Source organism: Ruegeria sp. BHSA191 (assembly GCF_059613325.1).
Map to the genome: position 1 here is coordinate 54,911 of NZ_JBXWSH010000006.1, position 25,860 is coordinate 80,770.

Here is a 25,860-nt window from a genome sequence, read left to right on the forward strand (position 1 = left end):
ATGTTGCGAATTCTAATCGCCTCCCTGCTGGCGGTTGCGGTGGCGGGCTGTACTGGCTCGCAACGCCCTCAGGCCGATCCGGCCGAGATAGTGGCGCGGTCGTACCGCGATTCGGGTCCGCCGACCTTGACCCTCTACACGATGATCAACACGCGCACGGGGGCCGGAGCGCACACGTCGCTGATGATCAGCGCCAGCGAGCGGGTGATCTTCGACCCGGCCGGGTCATTCCGTGCCGATGTGGTGCCGATCAAGGATGACGTTCTTTATGGCATCACCCCCGCGGTCGAGCGCGCCTATCGCAGTTCGCACGCGCGTGAGACGCATTATGCGCGCATCCAGACCATCCAGGTGACGCCCCAGCAGGCCGAGATCGCCTATCAAGTGGCCAAACAGTTGGGTCCGGTTCCGGGGGCCTACTGCGCCCACTCGGCCGCGCGGCTGCTGCAGCAGGTGCCGGGGTTCGAACAGATCAAGACCACTTTCTATCCGGTCAAGCTGTCCGATCAGTTCGGACAGATTCCAGGGGTCGTCACGACGGAATACCGGGAAAATGACAGCGCCGATCTGCAGGCCGGGTTGGCCGCGAACAATGCGCTGCTCAACCAGCTTGAGACGGCCTCAGCCCAGTAGGTAGAGCATCCCGTACAGCGTGCCGGCCCCGGCAAAGATCGCGGCCAACACGTTTCGGGTGATCAGGCCCACGCTCAGCGCGACCACCGCGGCCGACATTCGGGGCAGGTCGGGCTGGCCACCCGTTGCGGTCGGCCAGACCACCAGCGGCGCAATCAGCGCCGGCAGAATTGCCGCCGCGGTATAGCGCAGATGCCGCAGCAGCCAAGGCGGCATCGGCCGGTCTCCGATCAGGCCGATGAAGACGAAACGCAAGCCGTAGCTGCCGATCGCCAGCCCGAGGATGATGGTCCAGATGGTGATCGGATCGGGCGCGCTCATGGCAGGGCCTTTCTACGTTCCAGCATCACCTCGGCCTGCGCCCCGGCCACCATGCCCGCGCAGCCTGCGATCAGCAGGCCCAGATTGTACGGCACCCCTGCGCACAGTAGCGACACGATGATGGCCACCAGCGCGGCGATCACATGAGCCGGGGTGCGCATCATCGGGCCGATCATCGCCAGAAAGGTGATCGGCAGAGCGAAATCCAGCGCCCAGCTTTCGGGAATTCGCGTGCCCAGAACCGCGCCCAGATAGGTGGCCAGTATCCAAAGCGGCGTGATCGGCGTGACCGAGCCGACGAAATACGCTACGCGCTGGGCGACGGTCATGCCGGGTTCCTTCTCGAACTGCACGATCGAGCAGGCATAGGACTGGTCCACCGTCAGATAGGCGGCGAAGGCGCGTTGCCACAGCGGCGCCGCACCCAGATAGGGCGTCAGCGAGGCCGAGTACATCGCCATCCGCAGGTTCACCGCCAGGGCCGAGATCAGGATGATCGCGGTGGGTGTTCCGTCCTGCAGCAGTTGCAGGGCGGCGAATTGCGCGGCGCCGGCGAACACGGTCGAGGTAAAGGCCATGGTCTGCACGATGTTCAGCCCGGCCTCGGTCGCGAAGACGCCGAACAGAGTGCCGAAGGGCACCGCCACGAAGACGAACGGGGTCCCGTCGCGAAAACCCTGCCAATAGTATGACTTGGATGTGGAGGTTGCCATGGCTAGATCCTATGGTGGTCTGCGCAGCAGTAGCGGGTCAGAGAGAGGGTTGCAATTGGCCACTGAAGTCGATCTGTCGGAATACATCATCGCCCCCGATCCGGGCGCGGCGCGGTTGACCCGCGCGGTCGAGGGGGTGGACCAGAATGGCGAGGTCAGCCGCATCTCGGTTGTCGAAGAGCGCCCGCTGACGATCTTCCTCAATTCGCAAGAGATCGTGACCGCAATGACCATCGGCGATTACCCCGAATATCTGGCTCTTGGATTTTTGCGCAACCAGGGCATGTTGCGCCCCGATGACGAGATCACGCGCGTCGATTACGATGACGATCTGGAAACCGTGGTGGTGCGCACCGCCCGCGAAACCTCGTACGAGGACAAGCTGAAGAAAAAGACCCGCACCAGCGGCTGCGCGGTGGGCACGGTGTTCGGCGACATGATGGAGGGGCTGGAAGGCGTGCGCCTGCCGCAGGTTCAGGTGCGCACCTCGTGGCTGTATGATCTGGCGGCCAAGATCAACCGCACGCCATCGCTGTACCTGCAGGCCGGGGCGATCCACGGCACGGTTCTGTGTCGCGAGAGTCGCCCGCTGGTCTATATGGAGGACGTGGGCCGCCACAACGCGGTGGACAAGATCGCCGGCTGGATGCTGTCCGAAGGCGAGGCGGCCGGCGACAAGATCCTGTACACCACCGGGCGGCTGACCTCGGAGATGGTGATCAAGACGGCGATGATGGGCATCCCGGTTCTGGCCTCGCGATCGGGCTTTACGGCCTGGGGCGTCGAAATCGCGCGCGAGGTCGGCCTGACCCTGATCGGCCGGATGCGCGGCCAGCGCTTTGTGTGCCTGTCGGGCGAGGACCGGCTGCTGCGCGACGCGGACCCGGCCAGCGTGCCGGTCGAGGATCGGAAACACCGAAGGAAAAGTGCCGATGGGAGTTGAAACATCACGCCCCCTCGGCATCATACTGGCCGGAGGTCTGGCCACGCGGATGGGCGGCGGCGACAAGGGGTTGCTGCAACTGGGCGGGCAAAGCTTGTTGGCGCATGTGATCGACCGGCTGGTGCCGCAGGTGGCCGGGCTGGCGCTGAACGCCAATGGCGATCCGGCACGCTTTGCCGACCTTGGCCTGCCGGTCCTGCCGGACAGCATCGCGGGTTACGCTGGTCCCTTGGCGGGTGTGCTGGTCGGGTTGGATTGGGCGGCGGGGCAGGGCGCTGATTGTATCGTCACCGCTGCCGCCGACACGCCGTTCTTCCCGCGCGATCTGGTCGACCGGCTAGTGCTGGCGGCGCAGGGGCAGGCTCATCCGCTGGTTCTGGCCACCACGCCGCGCACCGGTGACGAGGCGCTGAAATCCGGCGGTGGCCGCCGGGTCAACCGGCACCCGACCTTTGGCCTGTGGCCTGTGGCTCTGCGCGACGACCTGCGCGCGGCCCTGACGGACGGGTTGCGCAAGGTGGTTCTGTGGACCGACCGCCATGACGGGCGCGAGGCGCTGTTTCCGGCCGATCCTTTCGATCCGTTCTTCAACGTCAACACGCCACAAGATCTGATCCGGGCGCAGCAACTGTTGGAGCGGGCATGAAGGTCTATGGCGTTACCGGCTGGAAGAATGCGGGCAAGACCGGATTGATGGAGCGGCTAGTGGCTGAGATCACCGGACGCGGGTTCAGTGTCTCGACCGTCAAACACGCTCACCACGCGGTTGACGTGGACCAGCCGGGCACCGACAGCCACCGTCACCGAACCGCCGGGGCGTCCGAGGTCCTGCTGGCATCCAGCCGCCGCCTCGCCTTGATGCAAGAGCTGCGCGGCGCGCCCGAGCCGCCGTTGGACGACCTTCTGGCGCGTCTGTCCCCGGTCGATCTGGTGTTGGTCGAGGGTTACAAGCGCGCGCGCCACCCCAAGGTCGAGGCCTTTCGCGCCCAGCCCAGAAACCCGCTGATCGCCGCCGACGATCCGACGATCCGCGCGGTGGCCAGCGACACGCCGCTGGATCTGGACCGTCCGGTCTTCGATCTGAACGACACGCCGGCCATTGCCGATTTCATCCTGACCGAGGTCGGCTTGGGGCCGCGGCCCAGCCCCTGACCATGCCCGAGGACCGGATCATGCCGAAGATTGCGCCTCCACCGCTGAAAAACGACTGTTTCGCCCTGCCGCCGGGGGTCGAATGGACCCCGGTCGATGACGCGCTGGCTCTGTTGCGCGACCGGTTGCACCCGGTGGCCAGTGTCGAGACCCTGCCCGTTGGTCAAGCCTGCGGGCGCGTTCTAGCGCAGGACGTGATCGCACAACGGTCGAATCCGCCGCTGCCCAACACGGCGGTGGACGGGTACGGCTTTGCCGGTGGTCGGCCCGAGGGCCCGAATGTCTTGCTGCTGACCGAGGGGCGCGCGGCGGCGGGTGTGCCTTTCGCGGGGATTGTGCCGGCGGGTCAGGCGCTGCGCGTTCTGACCGGCGCACCGCTGCCCGAGGGGGTGGACACCGTCATTCTCGAAGAAGATGTGGCCGTGCAGGACGGCCACATCGCCTTCAATGGGCCTTTGAAGGCCGGTGCCAACACGCGCAAGGCGGGCGAAGACGTGCAGGCCGGCGCCTTGGCTCTGCCGGCCGGGCGGCGCCTGACGCCTGCCGATCTGGCGCTGCTGTCCGCGGTGGGCGTGGCCGAGGTCCCGGTCCGCACCCCCTTGCGCGTGGGGGTTATGTCCACCGGCGATGAATTGCGTGATCCGGGCCAGGCCGCGGGGCCGGGTCAGATCTATGATGCGAACCGCCCGATGCTGTTGGCGATGCTGCAACGGATGGGCTTTGTGCCGGTCGATCTGGGCCGCGTGGGTGACGACCGGACCGTGCTGCGAGACCGGCTGGACCAGGCCGCGCAACAGACTGACGCGATCCTGACCAGCGGCGGCGCTTCGGCGGGGGACGAGGATCATGTCTCGGCCCTGTTGCGGGCGACGGGAGCCTTGCAGGAATGGCGCATCGCGCTGAAGCCGGGCCGCCCGCTGGCGTTGGGCCTGTGGCAGGGCACGCCGGTGTTCGGCCTGCCGGGCAATCCGGTGGCGGCGATGATCTGCACTTTGATCTTTGCCCGGCCCGCGCTGGGCCTGATGGCGGGCGAGGGTTGGCAGCAGCCGCAGGGCTTTGACTTGCCCGCCGCGTTCGCCAAGCGCAAGAAACCGGGCCGCCGTGAGTACCTGCGCGCCCGGGTCCGCGACGGTCGGGTCGAGGTGTTCCACTCGGAAGGGTCGGGTCGCATCAGCGGGCTCAGCTGGGCCGAAGGGCTGGTCGAACTGCCGGACGGCCCGCTGGACATCCAGCCCGGAGACCCGGTTCGCTTCATACCCTATGGCAGTTTCGGCCTGTGACGGTTTCGGTCTCTCGCGGGTTTTCCCCCGATGCGCCCGCGCGGGCGGCTGAGCGGTTCTGGCAGGCGTTTTCGGGCAAACTGTCGCGCGTCATGAGGCCGGACGCGCGCGGCATGGCCTTTTTTCGAACGGGCGCTGAACCCCGATTTCGCTCTGGTGGCGCGGGATGCGAATGGTCGGATGCCGGGGTTGGCGGGGTAAAAGACCCGCGACGGCGGGCTGACGCAGGGCGGGCTGGGGGCGGGCCGGCGGATCTGGCCCGGGTCTATGGCTGGTTCGGCGCCCTATGGCGCGGCCTGATCCTGAGCGTTCTGGAGCGCGACCTGAAGCCGGGCGTGTTCCAGTTGGATGGCATATGCGTAGCGACCGAGGCGCGCGGGCAGGGTGTCGGGACCCTATTACTGCGGGCGATCAAGGACGAGGCACAGGGGCTGGGCATGCACGAGGTGCAACTGGACGTGATCGACACCAACCCGCGCGAGCGTATCCTGTACGAGCGCGAAGGGCTTCAGGCGATCGGGCAGGACCGTACCGGCCCGTTCAAACACTTGTTCGGCTTCAGTTCGGCCACGAAAATGCGGTGGGTGGTGCCGGACGGTGGCTAGTCGAAGGTTCCGGCCACCCGGCCCAGCAGCATGAAGGCGCGCGCCGTGCGCGTGTCGCCCAAAGCGGTCAGGTCGGCGTCGCTGGCCTGAGGTTCGAACTCGACGATCATGGTGTCGAAGCGGCGCAGGAAGTGATGCACCGCATCGCGAAAGATCGGGTCCTGCTTCATCCGCGCCGAGGTCAGCGCCAGGCACGACCGGTCGCGGATACCGCCCAACGCGGCGACCGCACGTCCCCGTTCGCCCTTGGCGAACTGCCGCCAGACCTCGGGGCGGGCCATGTCGGGGTGCAGGTCGTCCATGTAGATGCCTTCCTGGCTGAGCAGGGTCAGCACGTCCTCGGCGGCCTGCACCAGTTGCGCGGTCTTGCGGTCTTTCATGGCGCGGCGCAGGGCGTTGAAGCCTTCGGTGTCCTCGGCGGTTTCGGGAAAGTTCAGCGCGCGGATGAAAATGTCGGTGGGCAGAGGAGTCGCTAACTCTTCGACCGGGGTGCCCAGTTCCAACGAGGTCTGGCCCGAGGGCGCAGCAGGTCTTGCCTGCGGCGCAAGATCCCGCCGCTTGCTGGAGAACGTGGCCAGCGTGCTTTGGGTGTGCCGGGCAGCCGCAGCGATTTCATCCAGTTTCCGGGCCACCGCGGGTTCGTAGGTGCTGGCCGACCGCTGTTGCTGCGATACATAAGCTTGGCGGATCGCGTCGATCGCGGTCTGCAGCCGGGCGCTTTCTTCGCGCATGATGCGGCTGGCGCGCATGGCCAGCGCCCCGACCCAGATCATCGCCACCGGCATGAACACCGCCAGCAGCATCACGATGAAACTGCCGGCCTGCGTCTGCTCGGGCAGCACCAGAAAGACCACGGCCACCACCAGCCAGATCAGGCTGAGGGCCGCGGCCGCAATCTCGATCCCGGTGACGCTGGGGCGGCCCGGACGGTCATAGATGCCCAGCCAGGTGGGCCGTTTGCTGTCCGGATCAGGGTCTTGGCCCGACATGGCGCGCTCCGATCAGGCGTAGTGGATGCTCAGCACTTCGTACGAGCGCACGCCGCCGGGGGTGCGCACTTCGACGCTGTCGCCTTCTTCCTTGCCGATCAGGGCACGGGCGATGGGCGATTTGATGTTCAGCAGGCCCTTTTCGATATTGGCCTCATGCTCTCCCACGATCTGCCAGGTCTTTTCCTCGTCGGTGTCCTCGTCCACCAGCGTGACCTTGGCGCCGAACTTGATCGCGCCCGACAGTTTGGTCGGATCGATCACGTCCGCCAGCGACAGAACGCCTTCCAGTTCCTTGATGCGGCCTTCGATGAAGCCCTGTTTTTCGCGGGCCGAGTGGTATTCTGCGTTTTCCTTCAGGTCGCCCAGTTCGCGCGCCGAGGCGATGGCCTCGATGATCGCGGGGCGTTCAACGGACTTGAGTTGCTTGAGCTCTGCCTCGAGCGCGGCAAAGCCCGCGGGCGTCATGGGGATCTTTTCCATATCTTCTTTTTTCCACGCACAAATTGAGTCGCCCCGCCGCATGAGACCAGCGTCGGGGCGAAAGATGGGTTGGCAATTACCTGACCCAAATATGGCGTGAAATGCAAGAGGCCAAGGGGTTTGGCCCCTGCAATCCGCAACTTAACGCCGTCGGGGTGGTGGGGGTTTCCGATTGTGCCGATGCCCCAGCAGATCACCGCGTTTCCAACGATGCGCCTCGGCGCCGAACCAGAGCATCTCAATCATATTGAACGACCTCGAATTCAATGCCGTTGTCGTCGTCGAAATAGAACCGGCGACCGGGTTCATAGTCGGCGTGGTTGTGCGGCTCGAAGCCCGCGGCGCGGACCTTGGCTTCGGTTGCGTCGATGTCCTCGACCAGCACGCCCACATGGTTCAGCCCGCCGATGGTGTCATAGCTGCTTTCGCCCGACGGTTTCGGGTCGGCCGGGGCGTAAAGCGCCAGATAGGTATGCGCGCTGCCCACATGCACGGTATAGCCGCCCGCGATCGCCGGGCCCTCCCAGCGGGTCTTCCATCCGAATACGTCCTGCATCCAGGCGGCGGTCGCCTGCGGGTTGCGGACGGTGAAGTTCGTGTGTTCCAGCGTCGCCATCATGGGGTCTCCTTTTCATGTTCAGGCTTGTTTCGACTCACCGTAATTCCTAAACCTAACTTGAGCTCAAGAGATTTTTTCGGGAGGAGATCATGCCCGCATCCGAGGGCCTTTCCATCGGCGCGCTGGCGCGCCGCACGGGGTTGGCGGTATCCGCCATCCGCTATTACGAGGCGCAGGGGCTGATTTCCCCCTGGCGCAATCCGGGCGGTCAGCGGCGGTACCAGCGCGCCGACATCCGTCGGCTGAGTTTCGTTATGATCGCCCAGCAGTTCGGCCTGACCCTGCCTGAAATCCGCGAGGTTCTGGCCGGGCTGCCCGACAACCGCACGCCCACACCGGCGGATTGGAAAAAGATCAGCCTTGGCCTGCGCGCGCATCTGGATCAGCGAATCGACACTCTGCTGCGTCTGCGTGACAATCTGGACGGCTGCATCGGCTGCGGCTGCCTGAGCCTGCCGAAATGCGCGCTCTACAACCCCGACGACCGGGCAAAAACCTATGGTAGCGGTCCCAGGTACCTGATGGGTGACGCGCCCGAGGGCTGATCTGCCGCATTGCAGCAATGTTACGCCGTGTTTTGATTGACCAAGGTCTTTTCCAGCAGGTAATCAGCCGGGAAACAAAATTTCGCCGAGCCCGCGCCCCAGGCGCCAATTCGGATAGTTAGCGGAGGAGCCCACGATGGCCGAAATTGAACGCGAAGCGATGGAATACGACGTGGTGATCGTGGGCGCAGGCCCCGCGGGCCTGTCTGCGGCCATCCGTCTGAAACAGCTCGACGCAGATCTGAACGTCGTGGTGCTCGAAAAGGGGTCCGAGGTTGGCGCGCATATCCTGTCGGGCGCGGTGCTGGACCCGTGCGGCCTGGATGCGCTGATCCCCGACTGGAAGGAAAAGGGTGCGCCGCTGAACGTGCCTGTGCGCGAAGACAATTTCTATATGTTGGGCGAGGCCGGCCAGCTGCGCATCCCGAACTGGCCGATGCCGCCGCTGATGAACAATCACGGCAACTACATCGTCTCGATGGGCAATGTCTGCCGCTGGATGGCCGAACAGGCCGAGGCGCTGGGCGTCGAGATCTTCCCCGGCATGGCCTGTTCAGAACTGGTCTATGGCGACAATGGCGAGGTCAAGGGTGTCGTGGCCGGCGTGTTCGGGCTGGAGCCTGACGGATCATATGGCCCCAACACCGAACCGGGGATGGAACTGAACGGCAAATACGTCTTCCTCTCGGAAGGGGTGCGTGGGTCGCTGTCCAAGGAAGTGATCGCCAAATATGACCTGCAGGCCGGGAAAGAGCCGCAGAAATACGGCATCGGCATGAAAGAGATCTGGGAAATCGACCCCGCCAAGCACAAGGAAGGCAGCGTCACCCACACGATGGGCTGGCCGCTGGGCGGCAATGCCGGGGGCGGGTCGTTCATCTATCACCTGGAAAACAACCAGGTCTATGTGGGCTTCGTGGTGCACCTGAACTACAAGAACCCGCACCTGTTTCCCTACATGGAATTCCAGCGGTTCAAGCATCACCCGATGGTGGCCGACCTGCTGAAAGGCGGCAAGCGCGTGGCTTATGGCGCCCGCGCGATCACCGAGGGCGGGTACCAGTCGATGCCGAAGCTGGTGGCGCCGGGCGTGGCTCTGCTGGGCTGTTCGGCGGGCATGGTCAACGTGCCGCGGATCAAGGGCAACCACAACGCGATGCTGTCGGGCAAGGCAGCCGCCGAGGCCGCGTTCGAGGCCATCAAGGCCGGCCGCGGCGGCGACGAGTTGACCGATTACGAGACCGAAGTGCGCAACGGTGCCATCGGCGCCGATCTGAAAAAGGTCCGCAACGTCAAGCCGATGTGGTCAAAATGGGGCCTGACCGCCTCGCTGGCTCTGGGTGGTCTGGACATGTGGACCAACACACTGGGCTTTTCGCTGTTCGGCACGCTAGGTCACGGCAAGACCGATGCCGAAGCCACCGAAGAAGCCAGCAAGCATCAGCCCATCGACTATCCGAAACCCGACGGCACCCTGTCCTTCGACCGGCTGACCAATGTGGCGTTTTCCTTCACCAACCACGAGGAAAGCCAGCCCTGCCACCTCAAGCTGGCCGACCCCGAGATCCCGGTGAAAGTGAACCTGCCGAAATATGACGAACCCGCTCAGCGGTACTGCCCGGCGGGCGTCTACGAGATCGTGCGCGACGAGGATCAGCCGCGTTTCGTGATCAACTTCCAGAACTGCGTGCACTGCAAGACCTGCGACATCAAGGATCCCAGCCAGAACATCAACTGGACCACGCCGCAGGGTGGGGACGGTCCGAACTATCCCAACATGTAGGCAGGAAACGGGGCAATGGCACAGCCGTGACCGCTGGGCCATTGCCTCTGGTCGGCCAAGGCCCTAGCTTGTGCTGCAGGTACAGGCAGACAAGGCAGGTTCTTGGTGGTTTCTCTGGTGCATCGTGCGGCATGGGCCGCGGTTCTCGGAATGTCTCTGAGTGTTTCGGCGGTGGCGGACACCGGTGCAGGGGCTTATCTGGCCGGCCGGCAGGCGATTTATGAAAGCGATTATGCCGCCGCCGAAAGATACTACACCAGGGCGCTGGCATTCGATCCCCAGAATCAGCGGTTGATGGAAAGCGTCCTGTTGGCCCGCGTGGCCTTGGGCGAAATCGAACGGGCCCTGCCCCTGGCGCAAGAGATGGAGGCCGACGGTTTCGTCAATCAGGCTGCGCGCATGGTCATCGCCGCCGATCTGGTGCAACGCGGGCAATTCGCCGAACTTATGGCCCGCGACCCCGATAGCCAAGGCGTGGGCCCGCTGGTTGACGGGCTGATGCTGGCCTGGGCGCATATCGGCCAGGGCGAGATGACCAAGGCCATGGAGCAGTTCGATACCGTCGCCGCGCAGGACGGGCTGCGAGAATTTGCGTTGTATCACAAGGCGCTGGCGCTTGCCTCGGTGGGTGATTTCGAAGGCGCCGAAGCGATTTTCGGCGCCGATGAGGGGCGCGTCGCGCGGTTCTCGCGCCGGGCGGCACTGGCGCGAGTCGAGATTCTGTCGCAACTGGACCGCAACGCCGACGCGCTGCAATTCCTTGAAACGGTCTTTGCTTCGGGCAGCGATCCGACCATCGAGGCCTATACAGCCCGGTTGCAGGCCGAGGAAACCCTGCCTTTCACGCATGTCCGGTCGGCGCAGGACGGCGTGGCCGAGGTCTTTTTTACCGTCGGCGCGGCGCTGAACACCGAGGCGGCGCATGATTATGTCCTTTTGTATTCCCGCGTGGCGACCTATCTGCGGCCCGATCACATCGACGCCATTCTCCTCAGCGCCGAGTTGCTGGAGGAGTTGGAGCAGCATGATCTGGCGGTTGCCGCCTATCGGATGGTGCCGCCATCCAGCAGTGATTTCCATGTTGCCGAACTGGGCCGGGCGGATGTCCTTGCCCGGATGGGCAAGACCGACGCCGCCGCCGAAGTGCTGGAAAACCTGGCCTCGCGGCAGCCCGACCTGCCCGGTGTTCACGTCGCGCTGGCCGACCTTCAGCGGCGGCAGGAGAACTATGCCGCGGCCGTCACCGCCTATGATCGCGCAATCGAGCTGACCGAGGCGAACTCCGACGGCAACTGGTTTCTGTACTATGCGCGCGGCATCAGCCACGAGCGACTGAAGAACTGGGACAAGGCCGAGGCCGATTTCCGCAAGGCGCTTGAACTGAACCCGGATCAGCCGCAGGTTCTGAACTACCTCGGCTATTCGCTGGTCGAGCGGCGGGAAAAGCTGGACGAGGCGCTTGAGATGATCCAACGCGCCGTGGCGGCCCAACCCGACAGCGGTTATATCGTCGACAGTCTGGGCTGGGTGCTGTTCCGGCTGGGCCGCTATGACGAGGCGGTCGGACACATGGAACGCGCGGTCGAGCTGATGCCGGTGGATCCGGTAGTGAACGACCATCTGGGCGATGTCTACTGGGCCGTCGGACGCCTGCGTGAGGCCGAGACCCAATGGAAGCGCGCCCTGTCCTTCATCGACCCCGAAGACACCGATGGCGAGGCGGACCCGGACCGCATCCGCCGCAAGCTCGAGATCGGCCTCGACGCTGTGCTGGCCGAAGAGGGGGCCGAACCGCTGAAGGTCGCCAATGGCAATTGAGGGTTTCGCACCCGCCAAGATCAACCTGACCCTGCATGTGACCGGCCGACGCGCCGATGGCTATCACCTGCTGGATTCGCTGGTGGCTTTCGCCGATCTGGGCGACAGGCTGACCCTGGAGCCAGGCCCTGATCTTTCAATCTCGGTGTCTGGCGAACATGCCGAAGGCGTGCCGACCGACGCGCGAAACCTGGTCTGGAAGGCGGCGCAGGCGATGGGCTGGCGGGGGCGGGTTCATCTGGACAAGGTGCTGCCGCACGGGGGCGGAATTGGCGGCGGGTCGTCGGATGCGGCGGCCACCTTGCGGGTTCTGTCACCCGAAGGCGCCGAGATCCCGCTGGACATTGCGCTGGCCCTGGGCGCCGATGTTCCGGTCTGCACCTTGGGCCGCGCGGCGCGGATGCAGGGAATCGGGGACCGGATCAGCCCGGTCGCTTTGCCGCCGCTTCCCGCCTTGTTGGTCAATCCCGGTGTGCCGGTGCCCACTGGGCCGGTGTTCAAGGCCTTGGCCGCGCACGACAATCCTGCAATGCCGGCCGACCTGCCGGCGTTTGACGGGCCGGAACACTGCGCCGACTGGCTGCGCGGGCAGCGCAACGACCTGCAGCCCGCAGCGATTGGTCTTGCTCCGGAAATCGCGGATGTTCTGGATGCGTTGTCAGGTACGCGGGATGCGCTGCTAGCGCGGATGTCCGGGTCGGGGTCGACCTGTTTCGCGCTGTACCCAACGATGAAGGCCGCGCATTTCGCAGCTTACGAGATCGGCGTTGCGCAGGCGGATTGGTGGTGCCGGGCGGTGACGCTCAGTTGAGGCGCGCTACGACATAGTCGGCCATATCCCGCAACAGGTCGCGGATTTCATGGTCGGGCAGAACCGCCAGCGCCGCCTTGGCCTTGGCGGCCCAGCCCAGCGCATCGGCGCGGGTGGCGTCCAGCGTGCGGTATTTGCGCATCAGGCCCAGCGCGTGTTGCAGGTCGCCATCCTGCTGGCGGCCTTTTTCGATGGTGCGCTCCCAAAAGGCGCGTTCCTCGGGGGTGGCCTGCGCAACCGCCTTGATGACGGGCAGGGTCAGTTTGCGCTCGCGGAAATCGTCGCCCACGTTCTTGCCGGTGGCCTCGCTGTCGCCCTGATAGTCCAGCAGGTCGTCGGCGATCTGGAAGGCGATGCCCAGCGCGTCGCCATAGGCGAACAGCGCCCGGACCTGCTCCTCGGAGGCGCCGGCGATCACGCCGCCCACCTCGGTCGCCGCGGAAAACAGCGCCGCGGTCTTGCCGCGCACGACCTGCAGATACACGCTCTCGTCGGTGCGCAGGTCGGTGGCAGCGGTCATCTGCAGCACCTCGCCTTCGGCAATCGTGGCCGAGGCATTGGCCAGAATGTCCAGAACCCGCAAAGACCCGGTTTCCACCATCAACTGGAAGCTGCGCGAAAACAGGTAGTCGCCGACCAGCACGCTGGACTTGTTGTCCCACAGCAGGTTGGCGGTGGGCCGGCCGCGCCGCTGGGCGCTCTCGTCCACGACGTCGTCATGCAAAAGCGTGGCGGTGTGGATGAATTCGACCGTGGCGGCCAGGCGGATGTGATGATCGCCGTCATAGCCGAACAGCCGCGCGGCAGCCAGGGTCAGCATCGGGCGCAGGCGCTTGCCGCCCGCTTCAACCAGATGCGCGGTCACCTCGGGGATGCGGGGCGCGTGCTCCGAGGCCATGCGGGTGCGGATCAACGTGTTCACCGCGTCCATTTCGCCGGCCAGCAGCTCGGCCAGTCGCTCATGCGGTTTCGAGATCGTGCCGATGTCCATCACACTCCTGTCACAAGGCTCGACTTTCGCCCCGCCTTGCCCTTACATCCATCCCCATGAAAGAACTTCTGCGCAGCACCGATCCGACCGTCATGGCCTTTGCGTCCGCTCTCCTTGAGGGCGAGGATATAGACTGCTTTGAGATGGACGTAAATATGAGCGTGCTCGAAGGCGGCATCGGCATCTTCCCCCGCAGGCTGATGGTCCGGACCGAAGATCTCTCGCGCGCGAAGCGCGTAATGCGCGACAACGACATTCCCTTGGGGCGATGACCGCGTTTGCCGATACCGATCTGACCTGCAACGATTTTCTGGGCGGGCGCCTGCGCCTGTGGCAGCCGCGCGACGGATATCGGGCCGGGGTCGATCCGGTTCTGCTTGCCGCGGCGGTTCCGGCCAGCCCCGGCCAGTCCGTGCTGGAACTGGGGTGCGGGGCCGGAGCTGCGGTTCTTTGCCTCGGTGCCCGGGTTCCTGATCTACGCCTGAATGGTGTGGAATTGCAGCCGGCCTATGCGGATCTGGCCCGGCGGAACGCACGCGAAAACGGCATTGCCCTGTCGGCCTACGCCGCTGATCTGGCCCAGTTGCCGTCCGAGCTGCGCCAGCTTCAGTTCGATCACATCATCGCGAACCCGCCCTATTACCGTGCCGGTGCGCACAGCGCCGCTGCGGATGCCGGTCGGCGCATCGCGCTGGGTGAACAAACCCCGCTGGTCGCATGGGTCGAGGCCGCGGCCCGTCGTCTGGCGCCGCGCGGCTATCTGCACATGATACAACGCGCCGACCGCCTGCCGGACCTTATGGCCGCCTGCACGGATCGGCTGGGGTCGCTCGAAATCCTACCCCTGGCGCCGCGCCCAGGACGGGCCGCCGAATTGGTGATCTTGCGCGCGCGCAAAGGCGGGCGGGCTGCGTTTCGCCTGCATGCGCCGCTGATTCTGCATCAAGGCGACCGCCATGAGCGCGACGAGGACAGCTATGCGCCCGCGGTGTCCGATGTCCTGCGACACGGGCGGCCGCTGCGCTGGCCCGGGCAGCTTTAGGCAAAGACCAGCCGAAATTGTCGGATTTGTGACAGATTCTGTGCGTCTGCAGCGTGACAGGGTGGAAATGATGTGGTCAACTTCCCATGTCAGATAGATCAACAGAGAAGGAGGATCGCCATGAGCGTTAGCGCACATCTGAGTGAACTGAAGAAGAAGCACGCAAGCCTCAGTCTCCAGGTCGAAGAAGCCCAGCGCGCGCCCGGGATTGACGATCTCCACATTGCCCAACTGAAGAAACAGAAGCTGAAGCTGAAGGAAGAGATCGAGCGTCTCTCCGTCAGCGCCTGAGGCTGGCCCGCGCCGCAATCGCGGCGCCGCCGGTTATCAAAACGGCCGCGATCGCCAGCGTCCACGAGGGCGCGGCGATCCCGGCCACAACCAGCACTAGGGTCGACAGCAGTGGCGCCGCGTAAGAACTGGTGCCAAGCATTTGGATGTCTCCCTGCTTGACTCCGATATCCCAGACATAGAAGGCCAGCCCCACCGGCCCCAGCCCCAGCGCGACGGTCGAGGCCCAGCCCAACGTGCCTTGCGGCCAAACTGTGTGCTCGAGGCCGAAATGCAGCGCCCACGAGGCAAGCGCGGTCAACACGCAGAATACCGCAACCGAGCTGGTGGGTGTTTGGCCCAACCGCCGCGAGAGCACGGAATACCCCGACCATGTCAGCGCGCACAGCAGCGCCAGAGCATAGCCGGGCAGGTATTCCGCCCGAAATCCGGTGCTGCCGCCGCCGGTGATGATGAGCGCGGCGCCGGAAAAGCCTAGGCAGGCCCCCAGCAGATGCCCCACGCGCAGGGTTTCTCCGGGCAGCAGTCCCGAAAACAGCACAATCAGCAGCGGCCAGAGATAGGCGATCAAACCTGCCTCAGCTGCAGGCGCCATGCGCAGGGCCGAGAAATACAGCGCGTGATACCCGAACAACCCCAAGGTGCCGAAGGTGAACACCTTCCAGCTGATCTGACGCAACTGGGTCAACCCGCCGCTGCGCCATGCCCAGATCAGCCCCAGCGTGCCGCCGATGCTGAAACAGATCGCGTTCAGCAACAGCGGCGGAGTTGGGGCCGAGCCAACGGTGAACAGGGCCAGCAAGGCCCACAACAATACGGCGACAAAACCGACGGCGGTGGCACGGGTCTTGGTCATGCGGGGGAAATGTCCTCGACCGGGATGATTGTGAAACCGTCGGATATGTGCGCAGTTTTTTCGATTTCCGCAAGGAACCAATCGCGAAAGGCTGCGATCTGAGGACGGGTCTCTTCGCCCTTGCGGCACAGGAACCGGAACCGGGCCTTGGTTTCGATAGCGATCCTGAACGGGGTGACCAGTCGGCCCTCGATCACGTCCTTGATGATCATGGGCCGCCGCCCAAGCGCAACGCCCATCCCCGCCACCGCCGCGTCGATGGCATGGTCGGCGTTTGAAAAATGCGTGCCATGGGTCGGCGTGAAGTCCACCCCGACCGCACGGAACCACGCGGGCCAGTCACAGGGCGGGTTCAGGAAACCGATCGAGTCGTCATGGATCAGGGGCGCCTCGGTCAAGCTTTGCGGCGTCGGATACCGCTCGGCCAGTTCGGGTGTCATGACCGGGGTCAACCACTCGGGCCGCACCGGAACCGAATACAGTCCGTCATCCTGCCCATAGCCGAACCGGATCGCCACATCCACGTCGTCGCGGTCGAAATCCAGGTTGCGCAAGGTGGCCGAGAACCGCAGGTCGATCTCGGGATGTGCACGGGCGAATTCATAAAGGCGCGGCGCCAGCCACTTGGCCGTCAGGGCCGGACCCGCAGTGATCGTCAGTGACGTGTTGTCCTGCAACCGGCGCGTCGCGGCCCAGGCGGCTTGCAGCCGGGCAAAGCCCTCGGCCGCGCCGGGGGCGAGAGTGCGCCCGGCCTCGGTCAGTTCGACCGCGCGGTTCAGGCGGCGGAACAGCGGCTGGCCCAGGTGTTCCTCCAGCGACTTGATCTGAAACGACAAGGCTGCCGGCGTGACGTTCAACTCGTCCGCGGCCTTGGCAAAGGACATGTGTCGGGTGGCGGCGTCAAAGGCGCGCAGGGCGGTCAGCGGGGGAAGGCGATCACTCATTTCGGTTCAGAAATTCTTATGCGACATGGGAAAAACTCTCGTTTGCGCCCTTTAAGAGCAAAAGTCATATTTAGTGCAAGTCAAGTTCAATTTAATCAGAAAGGGACCGCCATGATCGAGATGACGACAAACCCCGCCGCGCAAAAGGCGATTCTACGCGCTCATCAAGAGCGTGGCGCGCTGGTCCGGAGTTTCTGGAAATGGGTCACTGGTTCCCGCTGAGCGCAGCGCGCGCGTTCTTACGGGATATAAGAAGGGCCGGCCCAAGGGGTCGGCCCGATTTCGTTTTTCAAGCGCGATCAGACGAAGAACTGCGCCCCGTTGGCCGAAATGGTCGAACCGTTGATGAATTGCGAATCGTCGGAAGCAAGGAACACCACGCAGCGGGCGATTTCTTCCGGTTCGCCCAGGCGACCGGCCGGGATCTGGCCGATGATGGCCTCACGTACCTTTTCCGGAACGGCCATGACCATCTCGGTCGCGATGTAGCCGGGGCAGATCGCGTTGGCCGTGATGCCCGCCCGAGCGCCCTCTTGGGCCAGCGATTTGACGATGCCCAGATCCCCGGCCTTGGTGGCGGCATAATTTACTTGCGCGAACTGGCCCTTCTGTCCGTTGATCGAACTGATTACGATCACCCGGCCGAACTTGCGCTCACGCATTCCTGGCCAGACGGGGTGGACGGTGTTGAACACGCCCGTCAGGTTGGTGTCGATCACCTGGTGCCACTGTTCGGGGGTCATCTTGTGGAACGGCGCGTCGCGGGTGATGCCAGCATTGGCGACCACGATGTCGATCGGCCCCAGATCCGCTTCGACCTTTGCGATCCCGGCCTTGGACTCGTCATAGTCCGCGACGTTCCATTTGTAGGTGGGGATGCCGGTTTCTTCGGTGAACTTGGCCGCGGCCTCGTCATTCCCCGCATACGAGGCGGCGACATTGTATCCTTCGGCCTTCAGCGCCTTGGAAATCGCCGCGCCGATGCCGCGGGTGCCGCCGGTTACGAGAGCTGTTCGTGCCATTTAGGACTCCTCCATTGAAAATATGGCTTGATAATGTTGCTACAAAAACCGCTACAGCTACGCAATAATCTTTCTTCGGAAAATTGCCGCGCCGCAGAAGAGTTGCCGGGTTGCGTCATCCTTGTGGCCCTTGCGATCCATCGCGCAAGGGCCACCCCAAAGGCGGTACGGCGGGGCCGGCTACCCGGCTTCGGCCTCAGAGACGCTCCACGCACATGGCAACGCCCATGCCGCCGCCGATGCACAAGGTTGCCAGGCCCTTTTTGGCGTTCCGGCGCTTCATTTCGAACAGCAGGGTGTTCAGAACCCGGCAGCCCGACGCACCGATCGGGTGGCCGATTGCGATGGCGCCGCCGTTGACGTTTACGATCGAGGGATCCCAGCCCATGTCCTTGTTCACGGCGCAGGCCTGTGCGGCAAAGGCCTCGTTGGCCTCGACCAGATCCAAGTCGTCAACCGACCAGCCGGCCTTTTCCAGCGCTTTGCGCGAGGCATAGATCGGCCCGACGCCCATGATCGACGGGTCCAGCCCGGCGGTTGCGTAGGACGCGATGCGGGCCAGCGGCTCGATCCCGCGCTTTTCCGCGTTGTCGGCGGACATCAGCAGGGTCGCCGCCGCGCCATCATTGAGGCCGGACGCGTTTGCCGCCGTCACGGTTCCGTCCTTGGTGAAGGCCGGGCGCAGCTTCTGCATGGCTTCGATGGTGGCACCGTGGCGGATGTATTCGTCGCTGTCCATCACGATGTCGCCCTTGCGCGTCTTGATGGTGAAGGGCACGATCTCGTCCTTGAACTTGCCGGCCTTCTGCGCGGCCTCGGCCTTGTTCTGGCTGGCCACGGCGAATTCGTCCTGCATGTCGCGACTGATCTGCCACTTCTCGGCCACGTTCTCGGCGGTCTGGCCCATGTGGTAGCCGTTGAACGCATCCCACAGACCGTCGCGGATCATTGTGTCGATATAGGTCATGTCGCCCATCTTGTGGCCTGCGCGCAGCGATGCCGCATGGGGCGACAGGGTCATGTTTTCCTGGCCGCCGGCGCAGACGATCTCGGCATCGCCCAGCTGGATGTGCTGAGCGCCCAGTGCGACGGCGCGCAGCCCCGAGCCGCAGACCTGGTTGATGCCCCAAGCCGCGCTTTCCGTGGGCAAGCCGGCGTTGATGTGGGCCTGACGGGCGGGGTTCTGGCCCTGTGCCGCGGTCAGGACCTGGCCCATGATGGTCTCGCTCACCTCAGCCTTATCGATCCCGGCGCGTTCGACGACGGCTTCCAGAACGGCCGCGCCCAGATCATGTGCGGGGGTGTTCGCGAACGAACCGCCAAAACTGCCGACGCCCGTACGCGCGGCGGATGCGATTACAACGTTTGTCATTGAGTCATTCCTTTACCGTCATGGTCCTAATGGGAAATCTGACGGCGCAGGTCGCAGAGAGCCTCTCTGACGATGCAAGAGCGCCTCGTGATCCCCCGCTCCAGCCCCTCTGCAATAGCGCAACGCTGCATGTGCAGCAACGGACAGCTTGTCTCAGACGGCGACCGGGGGACGGGCTGGCGCGGTCATGAGGCGCTCAACTTGCGGTTTTCTCGGCGCTTTTCTGTTCCCACGGTGGTTTGACCGACGGGGCGCCGAACAGAAATCCCTGAAGGCAATCCACGCCGCTGGCCATCAGGAACTCGGCGTCCTCCCGGGTCTCGACCGATTCGGCGATCACCAGGATTTCGAATTCGCGGGCCACGGCGATCAGGGCGCGGACCAGCGCCTGATTGTCGGGGTTGGTGCTGATGCCGCGCACGAATTGTCCGTCGATCTTGGCGGCGTCGAAAAAGAACTCGCGGAAATGGCGGAAGCTGAAGTTGCTGGCTCCGAAATCATCCAGCGTGAAGGCGACCCCCTTGTCCTGCAGTCGGTCCATGAAGTCGATCACCAGTTCCGGCACCTGCATGGCGGAATCCTCGGAGATTTCCAGGATCAACCGTTCGCCGATGGTGGGGTCGCGTTTCAAAAACCGCTCCAACACGCGCGACCAGCGCGCATAGCCGATCGAGCGTGCGGACATGTTGATGGCCAGTCGGATTTCGGGGTTGCGGGCCATTGCCCGCAAGCCTTTTTCCAGCGCCACGCAATCCAGATCGCGCCCGATCGGGGTGTTTTCGACCTGCGGCATGAATTCCCGCGCGGGAATCACCCGGCCGGTTTCATCCAGAACGCGGATGAACCCTTCGTAGAAGGCGACCCCGTGGGGCGGCCGGGCTTGCATCACCGGTTGATAGGCCAGGTGGCATTGCCTGTGCCTGACCGCCTCGGTCGCCATTTGTACGGCCGATCTGTCGCGCGCAGAGACGGCCGAATTCAGCGGGCTGTCCGCGCCTTCCGGCAGATCTGACAAATCCTTTTTCCCCATCGCGCCGAATCCTTCTGAGACACCGAAATCGGTTCCCTCTCAGTTTCGCGTGCAACAGGTGAATTTGCGGTTAAGGGCGGGCCGCTTCAGCGGGTGGACGAGGTGATTGGCTGTATTGCCACGACGGCGCCGATGACAGCGCCCAGCATCCCGAACCCCATACCGGCCAGACCCAGAACGAGAAGCCCCGACAGCGGTTGCGCGGCCAGTGCGCTGAGCATTGCGGTGGCCAGACCCAGCAGACCGACGATGGTCGAACAAGCTGTGAATCGTGTCATCGGGACCTCCGGGTTGGGCAAATTTACCCAAGGAGACGTGGTTCCGGGGGGCGGAGTTTCAAGGCCGGCCTGCTATCACCACCGCGTGATCAGGCCCGTTCCGCTTGTTGGTTGGGCAGATTTTTATCGAATTGCTCGAAACCGGGTGTTCCGCGATCTTCAGGGTGGCGGGCCAGGTGCTTGGCCTTGATCTGCTCTGAACTGTCACGGCTGCCGTCATGGCTGTAGCCCGGCGGGGCAAAACAATAGGCCAGCCGCTGTTTCAGGGTCAGGCCCGGTTGGGTCGCGTCACGCCAAATGGCCACCCATTCGTGAAAGGCCACGCGCAGCGGGTTGAAGGTGCCGATATTATGCACCAAGCCATAATCGACCCGGTCGTGCTCCTGCTCGGGGACGAAGGTGCCGAACAGCTTGTCCCAGATGATGAACACCCCGGCATAGTTGCAATCCAGATAGCGCGCATTGCGGCCGTGGTGGGCGCGGTGGTGGCTGGGGGTGTTCATGAGCGCCTCGAACAAGCGGGGCATCTTGCCGATGGCCTCGGTGTGAATCCAGAACTGGTAGATCAGGTTCAGGCCGCCGCAGAACAGCACCATCGCCGGGTGGAACCCCAGCAGGATCAGCGGCGCACGCACGACCATCATGAAGGTGAAGGTATAGGTCCAGGTCTGCCGCAGGGCGGTGGTCAGGTTGTAGTGCTGCGAGCTGTGGTGGTTCACATGGCTGGCCCAGACCCAGCGGATACGATGCCCGAACCGGTGCACCCAGTAATATCGCAGGTCATCCAGCACAAAGCACAGGATGATCACCGGAATCGATGTGCCCAGATCCAAGGGCGTGATCTTCCACAGCCACATGAAGAATCCATAGGCGATGAAGCCCAGCAGGAACCCGGACGCGATGTTGCCTGCCCCCATAATCAGCGAGGTCACGGCGTCGCGGGTTTCATACCGGCCGCCACGGCCCTTCATGGCGATCCATAGAAATTCGGCCAGGATGGCGGCGATGAAGAACGGGACTGCCCATTGGACGACATCGGGAAAACTGATCTGGTCGGTCATGCGGGCTCCAGCAGGTGGCGCCAGTGGCGGCGCTCGGTTTCGTCAAGGCGGACGGTGACGCCGGGGGTGGCGAAGTCGTGGAACTGGACCTCGATGCCCTCGGGGTGCTCGATCCAGTCGAAATCGCGCAGGTGGCGGGCCACCGTGTCGGCGCCAAAGGACCACAACAGGCCCGGCCCGGTCTCGGTGCGCACCAGCGCCGCGTGGCCGTCATGGGTCAGGGTGACGTCGATGATGGTGTCGTCGGGAAAATTGCGCACCCATTCTGCGCGCGCGGTATCTGCGCTCAGCACGCGTAGGCGCGATTTGCCTGTCAGATGCAGCAGTGCGGTGATGCCGGCAATGCCACCGACCACCAGAACCAGCAGGATTTCCAGCGGCATGATGTCCTCCCGCAGGCAGAGTGCAAGCGGGGTCAGGCCCTGTCAAAGGTGGCGTTGCGTCAGGGGGCGTCGTGCGGCTCCAGCAGCTCGTGCCGGACAACGCGCTCGACGAAGGGCACCAGCCCCTCGGACCCCGAGGCGCGATCCTTGAGGTGAATGCAGATATCCGGCCGCCGCGCCGCGATGATACCCACCAGTTCGCCGCGCACCTTGTCATCGAGGCCCGCGCCCAGGATCGCGCAGGCGATGCGCGGTTCGGCGTCCAGTTGCCGCCGCACCTCGTCCGGATCATGCGTGCCCAGCCACTGGATCGGAAGGTGGTCCAGTTGCCGCGCCACGTCGCCGATCACGTTGGGTAGCCGGCCGATCAGCAAAACCACCGGTTTCATCTCAGCCTCCTGTCTGTTTCCAATGAAAAACCGGCCCTGTTCAGGCCGGTTCCAGTCTAGCACAAAAGGCCCGTCAGGCGGTCAGCTTTCGGGGTGCAGCAGGGCCGCGATGATCGCCTTGGCGCTGTCCGAGTTCCATTCGGCATCGCCGATCAGCCGCGCAATTTCCCGGCCTTCGGCGTCGATGATCACGGTGATCGGCAGGCCGACGATGCCCATCTCACGCGCGACGGCCTGTTTCGGGTCCTGGTGGCGGGGCAGGTTGGTGATGCCGTTTTCGTCAAAGAACTTCTTGATCCCCGCGGGCGAGTTGCGGCCGGTGGCCAGTGTCAGAACCTCGAACTGGTCTCCGCCGAATTCCTCCTGCAACTCGGCGATCTGGGGCATCTCCTTGCGGCAGGGTGCGCACCAAGTGGCCCAAAAGTTCAGCAGAACGTATTTGCCGCGATAGTCCGCCAGTGTGGCCGTGCCGCCGTCATCTTCCAGCAGAAACTCCGCGTCCGAGACCGGTTTCGGCTCGGAATGCAGGATCAGGCGTTTCAGACTGCCCTCGCGCAGGTCGGCCAAGGCCTGCGTGTCGGCGGCCAAAGCGGCATTTGCACCCAGCGCAAGGGCCATATAAAGGGGGATCAGACGAAACAGGCGCATATCAACTCCGGGTTTTCCAGCATGACCGAACAATCCTCGAACCAGATGTGGGGCGGCCGCTTTGCCGCCGGACCAGACGCGATCATGGAGGCGATCAATGCCTCGATCGGGTTCGACCGACGGATGGCGGCCCAGGACATCGCGGGCTCGCGTGCCCATGCCGCCATGCTGGCCGCCACGGGCGTCATAAGTGATAGTGATGCCGAGGCCATTCGGGAAGGGCTGCTCACCGTTTTGTCAGAGATCGAACGCGGTGAGTTCCAGTTCTCAACCGCGCTGGAAGACATCCACATGAATGTCGAGGCACGGCTGAAAGAGATCATCGGCGAGCCCGCAGGCCGCCTGCACACGGGCCGCAGCCGCAATGACCAGGTGGCGACCGATTTCAAACTGTGGGTCCGCGATCAGCTGGACGCCGCCGAATCCGGCCTGCTGGCCCTGATCCGCGCGCTTTTGGCGCAGGCCGAGGCCGGGGCCGATTGGGTCATGCCCGGCTTCACCCACCTGCAGACCGCGCAGCCGGTGACCTGGGGCCACCACATGATGGCCTATGTCGAGATGTTCGGCCGCGACCTCAGCCGCGTGCGGGATGCGCGCGCCCGGATGAACGAATGCCCGCTGGGTGCTGCGGCGCTGGCCGGCACGTCTTTCCCGATCGACCGGCACATGACGGCGCAGGCGCTGGGCTTTGACCGGCCCGCCGCCAACTCGCTGGATGCGGTCAGCGACCGGGACTTCGCGCTGGAATTTTTGTCGGTGGCCTCGATCTGCGCGGTGCACCTGTCGCGCTTTGCCGAGGAACTGGTGATCTGGTCCTCGGCCCAGTTCCGCTTTGTCACCCTGTCCGACCGGTTCTCGACCGGCTCGTCGATCATGCCGCAGAAAAAGAACCCCGACGCCGCCGAGTTGATCCGCGCCAAGGTAGGCCGGATCTTTGGTGCCAACACAGCGCTGATGATGGTGATGAAGGGCCTGCCGCTGGCCTATTCCAAGGACATGCAGGAAGACAAGGAACAGGTCTTTGACGCCGCCGACAACTGGATGCTGGCGCTGGCCGCGATGGAAGGCATGGTCAAGGACATGACCGCCAACCGAGACAGCCTGGCCGCTGCCGCCGGTTCGGGCTTTTCCACTGCGACCGATCTGGCCGACTGGCTGGTGCGGGTGCTGGGCCTGCCCTTCCGCGACGCGCACCACGTCACCGGATCGCTGGTCGCCATGGCCGAGAAGAAGGGCTGCGATCTGCCCGATCTGACTCTCGAGGACATGCAATCGGTTCACGGGGGCATCACGCAGGATGTCTATTCTGTCCTTGGCGTTGAGAATTCGGTAAACTCGCGCCAGTCCTATGGTGGTACGGCCCCGGACCAGGTCCGGGCTCAGATCGCCCGGTGGAAGGAGTTGCTGAAATGACAACCTTGCGCGTGATTGCCCCGATCGCGGCCGCCTTGGCTTTGGCAGCCTGCGGCGCCGACGGAGAGCCCGTTCAGCCGACCTTGAACGCCAATGTGGGCGTGTCGAGCAGCGGCGCTTATGTCGGTGGCGGGGTTGGCTTGCACAAGGGGCCGATCAGCGTGTTTTTCGGGATTTGATCCCGCAATCTGCTTGAAAGCGGCGCGCCAGCCACCATGTCGCATGTGACCCGAGGAAAAGGCATAGATATGAAACTGATCGGCCTGATCTTGTCGCTTGCTGTACTGGCGGCCTGCGAGTCCACGAGCGCACAGCGGTCGCAGCCTGTGGAAGAGCCCGCGCGCTCAGGGGCTGGAGTGTCCGTTTCCGGTTACGCGCGGGCAGGGGTTTCAAAGACCTTCTAATCGGTTGCCTGCGTTTGTTAGCCGGCCACGGGGTGTCCGCGCTGGCGCGGACACTCGATCAAGATGTCGCGCCGGGTATTGCGCATTTCGGCCGCGCCAGCGACGGCCCCCGCCGCCGATCCCACGGCCGCACCGGCCAAAGCGCCTTCGGCGTTGCCGACCGTATCGTCCGACAGACCGGCCAGAGCGCCGACTCCGGCCTCGATCAGGGCCTGTTACCGAGTTTCCGGGTTCCACAGGTTCTGGGACTTGGCCAGGGCGCGGCACTGGTCCAGATCAGCGGCATAAGCCGGGCCCGGCTCGGCTGCCAGAACGGGTTGGTGTTGCGCCCCGGTGCCGCTGCAGGCGGCCGTGATCAGGGCCAGCGGCAAGGCCGCCACTTTGAATTGTTCCGTGAACAACATGAGTTTTCCTTTCGTTTGGGATGTTCAACAGGCGTCGGTGCCGCGCCTGTCGGGGCGTGGCCCAAGCTCTGGTTCGGGTGTGTGAGGCGGGTTCAGAAATCGCCCAGGCCGCGATGGGCCAGCGCCAGGACATAGACGGCCAGGATGAAATCCAGAATCTCGACCAGCCCCAGCATCCGCGGGATCGGGTCGGGTGATGTCGGGAACACATGACCCCGGTCCAGCAGGACCACGAAGATGTATCCCTAGGCCGCCACGATGGCGCCCCAGCTTGCGACGGCCGAGCCGCGCAGCATGGCCACCGCCGACCCCACCGCCAGCAGGGCAAGCGCGATCAGAAAGGCGTTGAAACCCCAGAATACCGTTTCGCCCAGCCCGGAAAAGTCCCGGGTCTCGATCGGGCCACCGGGGACCAGCGTGACAAAGCTGGCGACGAGGAGAAGCATCAGTTTGGCGGCTGTGGCCGTGTGTTGGGACGCCACAGGCCGCGTTGGGCCGGCGTTGATTTGTGACGAGTGCGCCATGACAGGACCCTATTAATGACTGGTGGGTCATAAATGGAGACGGCTTTAATGACCCGGTAGTCATCAAAAAATTGAAATTGCGTGACGCTGCGTCCAGTCTGCGTCAAGAGGGG

General features: G+C 64.3%; 32 protein-coding genes and 1 pseudogene. 15 read left to right on the top strand and 18 right to left on the bottom strand.

Annotation, left to right across the window (positions count from 1 at the left end):
* Nucleotides 1–633, top strand: coding sequence for a hypothetical protein (locus AC2FNS_RS08370; protein ID WP_496683037.1), 633 nt, complete (start codon nt 1–3; stop codon nt 631–633).
* Here the strand turns inward: AC2FNS_RS08370 and AC2FNS_RS08375 are convergent.
* Both AC2FNS_RS08375 and AC2FNS_RS08380 read right to left on the bottom strand, forming a co-directional pair.
* Nucleotides 622–954 (bottom strand): AzlD domain-containing protein, encoded by a 333-nt coding sequence (locus AC2FNS_RS08375; RefSeq protein WP_496683035.1) that lies wholly within the window; start codon nt 952–954, stop codon nt 622–624. The genes AC2FNS_RS08370 and AC2FNS_RS08375 overlap by 12 nt on opposite strands.
* Nucleotides 951–1,667, bottom strand: coding sequence for an AzlC family ABC transporter permease (locus AC2FNS_RS08380; protein WP_496711628.1), 717 nt, complete (start codon nt 1,665–1,667; stop codon nt 951–953). The genes AC2FNS_RS08375 and AC2FNS_RS08380 overlap by 4 nt, the downstream gene beginning before the upstream one ends.
* Here AC2FNS_RS08380 and AC2FNS_RS08385 point away from each other — a divergent pair.
* From AC2FNS_RS08385 to AC2FNS_RS08405, 5 genes are read left to right on the top strand one after another with little or no spacing between them, the layout of a single operon-like run.
* Nucleotides 1,666–2,610, top strand: coding sequence for a formate dehydrogenase accessory sulfurtransferase FdhD (locus tag AC2FNS_RS08385; protein WP_496687973.1), 945 nt, complete (start codon nt 1,666–1,668; stop codon nt 2,608–2,610). The genes AC2FNS_RS08380 and AC2FNS_RS08385 overlap by 2 nt on opposite strands.
* Nucleotides 2,600–3,256, top strand: coding sequence for a molybdenum cofactor guanylyltransferase MobA (gene mobA, locus AC2FNS_RS08390; RefSeq protein WP_496797578.1), 657 nt, complete (start codon nt 2,600–2,602; stop codon nt 3,254–3,256). The genes AC2FNS_RS08385 and mobA overlap by 11 nt, the downstream gene beginning before the upstream one ends.
* Nucleotides 3,253–3,762 (top strand): molybdopterin-guanine dinucleotide biosynthesis protein B, encoded by a 510-nt coding sequence (gene mobB / locus AC2FNS_RS08395; RefSeq protein WP_170436021.1) that lies wholly within the window; start codon nt 3,253–3,255, stop codon nt 3,760–3,762. The genes mobA and mobB overlap by 4 nt, the downstream gene beginning before the upstream one ends.
* Before the next feature lie 20 nt (nt 3,763–3,782).
* Entirely contained in the window at nt 3,783–5,042 is a 1,260-nt protein-coding gene (locus AC2FNS_RS08400) for a molybdopterin-binding protein (RefSeq protein ID WP_496711630.1), read from the top strand.
* Nucleotides 5,039–5,647, top strand: a complete 609-nt coding sequence (locus AC2FNS_RS08405; RefSeq protein ID WP_496711631.1) for a GNAT family N-acetyltransferase — start codon at nt 5,039–5,041, stop codon at nt 5,645–5,647. Before AC2FNS_RS08400 ends, AC2FNS_RS08405 begins: the two co-directional genes overlap by 4 nt.
* On the opposite strand, the gene AC2FNS_RS08410 is transcribed toward AC2FNS_RS08405, so the two are convergent.
* The 3 genes from AC2FNS_RS08410 to AC2FNS_RS08420 all read right to left on the bottom strand — a co-directional run bounded on the left by AC2FNS_RS08410 (nt 5,644) and on the right by AC2FNS_RS08420 (nt 7,738).
* The gene (locus AC2FNS_RS08410; protein ID WP_496711632.1) at nt 5,644–6,636 is read right to left on the bottom strand and encodes a hypothetical protein; all 993 of its coding nucleotides are present in this window, start codon (nt 6,634–6,636) and stop codon (nt 5,644–5,646) included. The two genes, AC2FNS_RS08405 and AC2FNS_RS08410, sit on opposite strands and share 4 nt — an antisense overlap.
* Nucleotides 6,637–6,648: 12 nt before the next feature.
* On the bottom strand, nt 6,649–7,119 hold the full coding sequence (greA, locus tag AC2FNS_RS08415) for a transcription elongation factor GreA (protein WP_496683017.1): 471 nt from the start codon (nt 7,117–7,119) through the stop codon (nt 6,649–6,651).
* Nucleotides 7,120–7,357: 238 nt separating this feature from the next.
* Complete coding sequence (locus tag AC2FNS_RS08420; RefSeq protein ID WP_496683014.1) at nt 7,358–7,738, bottom strand: VOC family protein; 381 nt, start codon at nt 7,736–7,738, stop codon at nt 7,358–7,360.
* 89 nt (nt 7,739–7,827) lie between these two features.
* Here AC2FNS_RS08420 and soxR point away from each other — a divergent pair, with 89 nt between their 5' ends.
* The 4 genes from soxR (at nt 7,828) to AC2FNS_RS08440 (ending at nt 12,695) form a co-directional block, all read left to right on the top strand.
* A complete protein-coding gene (soxR, locus tag AC2FNS_RS08425) occupies nt 7,828–8,283 on the top strand; it encodes a redox-sensitive transcriptional activator SoxR (RefSeq protein WP_496683011.1) in 456 nt (151 codons plus the stop codon).
* A 136-nt stretch (nt 8,284–8,419) separates the two neighbouring features.
* A complete protein-coding gene (locus AC2FNS_RS08430; protein ID WP_496711633.1) occupies nt 8,420–10,066 on the top strand; it encodes an electron transfer flavoprotein-ubiquinone oxidoreductase in 1,647 nt (548 codons plus the stop codon).
* A 150-nt stretch (nt 10,067–10,216) separates the two neighbouring features.
* A complete protein-coding gene (locus AC2FNS_RS08435) occupies nt 10,217–11,884 on the top strand; it encodes a tetratricopeptide repeat protein (protein ID WP_496711634.1) in 1,668 nt (555 codons plus the stop codon).
* On the top strand, nt 11,874–12,695 hold the full coding sequence (locus AC2FNS_RS08440; protein ID WP_496711635.1) for a 4-(cytidine 5'-diphospho)-2-C-methyl-D-erythritol kinase: 822 nt from the start codon (nt 11,874–11,876) through the stop codon (nt 12,693–12,695). Before AC2FNS_RS08435 ends, AC2FNS_RS08440 begins: the two co-directional genes overlap by 11 nt.
* Here the strand turns inward: AC2FNS_RS08440 and AC2FNS_RS08445 are convergent.
* The gene (locus AC2FNS_RS08445; RefSeq protein WP_496683003.1) at nt 12,688–13,686 is read right to left on the bottom strand and encodes a polyprenyl synthetase family protein; all 999 of its coding nucleotides are present in this window, start codon (nt 13,684–13,686) and stop codon (nt 12,688–12,690) included. The two genes, AC2FNS_RS08440 and AC2FNS_RS08445, sit on opposite strands and share 8 nt — an antisense overlap.
* Nucleotides 13,687–13,742: 56 nt before the next feature.
* Between AC2FNS_RS08445 and AC2FNS_RS08450 the strand changes: the two genes are divergently transcribed.
* The 3 genes from AC2FNS_RS08450 (at nt 13,743) to AC2FNS_RS08460 (ending at nt 15,019) form a co-directional block, all read left to right on the top strand.
* Nucleotides 13,743–13,958 (top strand): putative signal transducing protein, encoded by a 216-nt coding sequence (locus tag AC2FNS_RS08450; protein WP_496711636.1) that lies wholly within the window; start codon nt 13,743–13,745, stop codon nt 13,956–13,958.
* Nucleotides 13,955–14,728 (top strand): tRNA1(Val) (adenine(37)-N6)-methyltransferase, encoded by a 774-nt coding sequence (locus tag AC2FNS_RS08455; protein ID WP_496711637.1) that lies wholly within the window; start codon nt 13,955–13,957, stop codon nt 14,726–14,728. Before AC2FNS_RS08450 ends, AC2FNS_RS08455 begins: the two co-directional genes overlap by 4 nt.
* Nucleotides 14,729–14,848: 120 nt before the next feature.
* Nucleotides 14,849–15,019: a YdcH family protein gene (locus AC2FNS_RS08460; protein WP_496682994.1), complete on the top strand. Its 171-nt coding sequence runs from the start codon at nt 14,849–14,851 to the stop codon at nt 15,017–15,019.
* On the opposite strand, the gene yddG is transcribed toward AC2FNS_RS08460, so the two are convergent.
* The 10 genes from yddG to AC2FNS_RS08510 form a co-directional block, all read right to left on the bottom strand.
* Nucleotides 15,009–15,875 carry an aromatic amino acid exporter YddG gene (yddG, locus tag AC2FNS_RS08465; RefSeq protein WP_496711638.1) on the bottom strand — a complete coding sequence of 289 codons (867 nt, stop codon included), beginning with the start codon at nt 15,873–15,875 and terminating at the stop codon, nt 15,009–15,011. The genes AC2FNS_RS08460 and yddG overlap by 11 nt on opposite strands.
* On the bottom strand, nt 15,872–16,819 hold the full coding sequence (locus AC2FNS_RS08470) for a transcriptional regulator GcvA (RefSeq protein ID WP_496711639.1): 948 nt from the start codon (nt 16,817–16,819) through the stop codon (nt 15,872–15,874). The genes yddG and AC2FNS_RS08470 overlap by 4 nt, the downstream gene beginning before the upstream one ends.
* 299 nt (nt 16,820–17,118) lie before the next feature.
* Nucleotides 17,119–17,841 carry an acetoacetyl-CoA reductase gene (gene phbB / locus AC2FNS_RS08475; protein ID WP_496682989.1) on the bottom strand — a complete coding sequence of 241 codons (723 nt, stop codon included), beginning with the start codon at nt 17,839–17,841 and terminating at the stop codon, nt 17,119–17,121.
* 196 nt (nt 17,842–18,037) lie between these two features.
* On the bottom strand, nt 18,038–19,213 hold the full coding sequence (locus AC2FNS_RS08480) for an acetyl-CoA C-acetyltransferase (protein WP_496682987.1): 1,176 nt from the start codon (nt 19,211–19,213) through the stop codon (nt 18,038–18,040).
* 196 nt (nt 19,214–19,409) lie between these two features.
* Nucleotides 19,410–20,243: an EAL domain-containing protein gene (locus AC2FNS_RS08485; RefSeq protein ID WP_496688011.1), complete on the bottom strand. Its 834-nt coding sequence runs from the start codon at nt 20,241–20,243 to the stop codon at nt 19,410–19,412.
* Nucleotides 20,244–20,329: 86 nt separating this feature from the next.
* On the bottom strand, nt 20,330–20,521 hold the full coding sequence (locus AC2FNS_RS08490) for a hypothetical protein (RefSeq protein ID WP_496803818.1): 192 nt from the start codon (nt 20,519–20,521) through the stop codon (nt 20,330–20,332).
* A gap of 89 nt (nt 20,522–20,610) precedes the next feature.
* Complete coding sequence (locus AC2FNS_RS08495) at nt 20,611–21,582, bottom strand: sterol desaturase family protein (protein ID WP_496711641.1); 972 nt, start codon at nt 21,580–21,582, stop codon at nt 20,611–20,613.
* Nucleotides 21,579–21,965 carry a hypothetical protein gene (locus AC2FNS_RS08500; protein ID WP_496797842.1) on the bottom strand — a complete coding sequence of 129 codons (387 nt, stop codon included), beginning with the start codon at nt 21,963–21,965 and terminating at the stop codon, nt 21,579–21,581. The genes AC2FNS_RS08495 and AC2FNS_RS08500 overlap by 4 nt, the downstream gene beginning before the upstream one ends.
* Nucleotides 21,966–22,024: 59 nt before the next feature.
* Nucleotides 22,025–22,354 (bottom strand): hypothetical protein, encoded by a 330-nt coding sequence (locus tag AC2FNS_RS08505; RefSeq protein ID WP_496797843.1) that lies wholly within the window; start codon nt 22,352–22,354, stop codon nt 22,025–22,027.
* Nucleotides 22,355–22,435: 81 nt separating this feature from the next.
* Nucleotides 22,436–23,002, bottom strand: a complete 567-nt coding sequence (locus AC2FNS_RS08510; RefSeq protein ID WP_496688019.1) for a TlpA disulfide reductase family protein — start codon at nt 23,000–23,002, stop codon at nt 22,436–22,438.
* Between the two features lie 21 nt (nt 23,003–23,023).
* Here AC2FNS_RS08510 and argH point away from each other — a divergent pair, with 21 nt between their 5' ends.
* Entirely contained in the window at nt 23,024–24,415 is a 1,392-nt protein-coding gene (gene argH / locus AC2FNS_RS08515; RefSeq protein ID WP_496711644.1) for an argininosuccinate lyase, read from the top strand.
* A complete protein-coding gene (locus tag AC2FNS_RS08520) occupies nt 24,412–24,594 on the top strand; it encodes a hypothetical protein (RefSeq protein WP_496711645.1) in 183 nt (60 codons plus the stop codon). The genes argH and AC2FNS_RS08520 overlap by 4 nt, the downstream gene beginning before the upstream one ends.
* A 440-nt stretch (nt 24,595–25,034) precedes the next feature.
* On the opposite strand, the gene AC2FNS_RS08525 is transcribed toward AC2FNS_RS08520, so the two are convergent.
* Both AC2FNS_RS08525 and AC2FNS_RS08530 read right to left on the bottom strand, forming a co-directional pair.
* Nucleotides 25,035–25,223, bottom strand: a complete 189-nt coding sequence (locus AC2FNS_RS08525; protein WP_496711646.1) for a hypothetical protein — start codon at nt 25,221–25,223, stop codon at nt 25,035–25,037.
* 92 nt (nt 25,224–25,315) lie between these two features.
* Nucleotides 25,316–25,747, bottom strand: a pseudogene (locus AC2FNS_RS08530) (DUF8051 family protein).
* Between the last annotated feature and the right edge of the window lie 113 nt (nt 25,748–25,860).

Bases quoted from the DNA above. Each gene is read 5' to 3' on its own strand.
- AC2FNS_RS08450 (WP_496711636.1), top strand. From the start codon at position 13,743: ATGAAAGAACTTCTGCGCAGCACCGATCCGACCGTCATGGCCTTTGCG.
- AC2FNS_RS08490 (WP_496803818.1), bottom strand. From the start codon at position 20,521: ATGACACGATTCACAGCTTGTTCGACCATCGTCGGTCTGCTGGGTCTG.
- yddG (WP_496711638.1), bottom strand. From the start codon at position 15,875: ATGACCAAGACCCGTGCCACCGCCGTCGGTTTTGTCGCCGTATTGTTG.
- AC2FNS_RS08410 (WP_496711632.1), bottom strand. From the start codon at position 6,636: ATGTCGGGCCAAGACCCTGATCCGGACAGCAAACGGCCCACCTGGCTG.
- greA (WP_496683017.1), bottom strand. From the start codon at position 7,119: ATGGAAAAGATCCCCATGACGCCCGCGGGCTTTGCCGCGCTCGAGGCA.
- AC2FNS_RS08510 (WP_496688019.1), bottom strand. From the start codon at position 23,002: ATGCGCCTGTTTCGTCTGATCCCCCTTTATATGGCCCTTGCGCTGGGT.
- AC2FNS_RS08375 (WP_496683035.1), bottom strand. From the start codon at position 954: ATGAGCGCGCCCGATCCGATCACCATCTGGACCATCATCCTCGGGCTG.
- AC2FNS_RS08435 (WP_496711634.1), top strand. From the start codon at position 10,217: ATGTCTCTGAGTGTTTCGGCGGTGGCGGACACCGGTGCAGGGGCTTAT.
- AC2FNS_RS08380 (WP_496711628.1), bottom strand. From the start codon at position 1,667: ATGGCAACCTCCACATCCAAGTCATACTATTGGCAGGGTTTTCGCGAC.
- AC2FNS_RS08385 (WP_496687973.1), top strand. From the start codon at position 1,666: ATGGCTAGATCCTATGGTGGTCTGCGCAGCAGTAGCGGGTCAGAGAGA.
- mobA (WP_496797578.1), top strand. From the start codon at position 2,600: ATGGGAGTTGAAACATCACGCCCCCTCGGCATCATACTGGCCGGAGGT.
- phbB (WP_496682989.1), bottom strand. From the start codon at position 17,841: ATGGCACGAACAGCTCTCGTAACCGGCGGCACCCGCGGCATCGGCGCG.
- AC2FNS_RS08520 (WP_496711645.1), top strand. From the start codon at position 24,412: ATGACAACCTTGCGCGTGATTGCCCCGATCGCGGCCGCCTTGGCTTTG.
- AC2FNS_RS08370 (WP_496683037.1), top strand. From the start codon at position 1: ATGTTGCGAATTCTAATCGCCTCCCTGCTGGCGGTTGCGGTGGCGGGC.
- AC2FNS_RS08430 (WP_496711633.1), top strand. From the start codon at position 8,420: ATGGCCGAAATTGAACGCGAAGCGATGGAATACGACGTGGTGATCGTG.
- AC2FNS_RS08525 (WP_496711646.1), bottom strand. From the start codon at position 25,223: ATGTTGTTCACGGAACAATTCAAAGTGGCGGCCTTGCCGCTGGCCCTG.
- AC2FNS_RS08440 (WP_496711635.1), top strand. From the start codon at position 11,874: ATGGCAATTGAGGGTTTCGCACCCGCCAAGATCAACCTGACCCTGCAT.
- AC2FNS_RS08470 (WP_496711639.1), bottom strand. From the start codon at position 16,819: ATGAGTGATCGCCTTCCCCCGCTGACCGCCCTGCGCGCCTTTGACGCC.
- AC2FNS_RS08485 (WP_496688011.1), bottom strand. From the start codon at position 20,243: ATGGGGAAAAAGGATTTGTCAGATCTGCCGGAAGGCGCGGACAGCCCG.
- AC2FNS_RS08445 (WP_496683003.1), bottom strand. From the start codon at position 13,686: ATGGACATCGGCACGATCTCGAAACCGCATGAGCGACTGGCCGAGCTG.
- AC2FNS_RS08400 (WP_496711630.1), top strand. From the start codon at position 3,783: ATGCCGAAGATTGCGCCTCCACCGCTGAAAAACGACTGTTTCGCCCTG.
- soxR (WP_496683011.1), top strand. From the start codon at position 7,828: ATGCCCGCATCCGAGGGCCTTTCCATCGGCGCGCTGGCGCGCCGCACG.
- AC2FNS_RS08500 (WP_496797842.1), bottom strand. From the start codon at position 21,965: ATGCCGCTGGAAATCCTGCTGGTTCTGGTGGTCGGTGGCATTGCCGGC.
- argH (WP_496711644.1), top strand. From the start codon at position 23,024: ATGACCGAACAATCCTCGAACCAGATGTGGGGCGGCCGCTTTGCCGCC.
- AC2FNS_RS08505 (WP_496797843.1), bottom strand. From the start codon at position 22,354: ATGAAACCGGTGGTTTTGCTGATCGGCCGGCTACCCAACGTGATCGGC.
- AC2FNS_RS08460 (WP_496682994.1), top strand. From the start codon at position 14,849: ATGAGCGTTAGCGCACATCTGAGTGAACTGAAGAAGAAGCACGCAAGC.
- AC2FNS_RS08495 (WP_496711641.1), bottom strand. From the start codon at position 21,582: ATGACCGACCAGATCAGTTTTCCCGATGTCGTCCAATGGGCAGTCCCG.
- AC2FNS_RS08480 (WP_496682987.1), bottom strand. From the start codon at position 19,213: ATGACAAACGTTGTAATCGCATCCGCCGCGCGTACGGGCGTCGGCAGT.
- mobB (WP_170436021.1), top strand. From the start codon at position 3,253: ATGAAGGTCTATGGCGTTACCGGCTGGAAGAATGCGGGCAAGACCGGA.
- AC2FNS_RS08420 (WP_496683014.1), bottom strand. From the start codon at position 7,738: ATGATGGCGACGCTGGAACACACGAACTTCACCGTCCGCAACCCGCAG.
- AC2FNS_RS08455 (WP_496711637.1), top strand. From the start codon at position 13,955: ATGACCGCGTTTGCCGATACCGATCTGACCTGCAACGATTTTCTGGGC.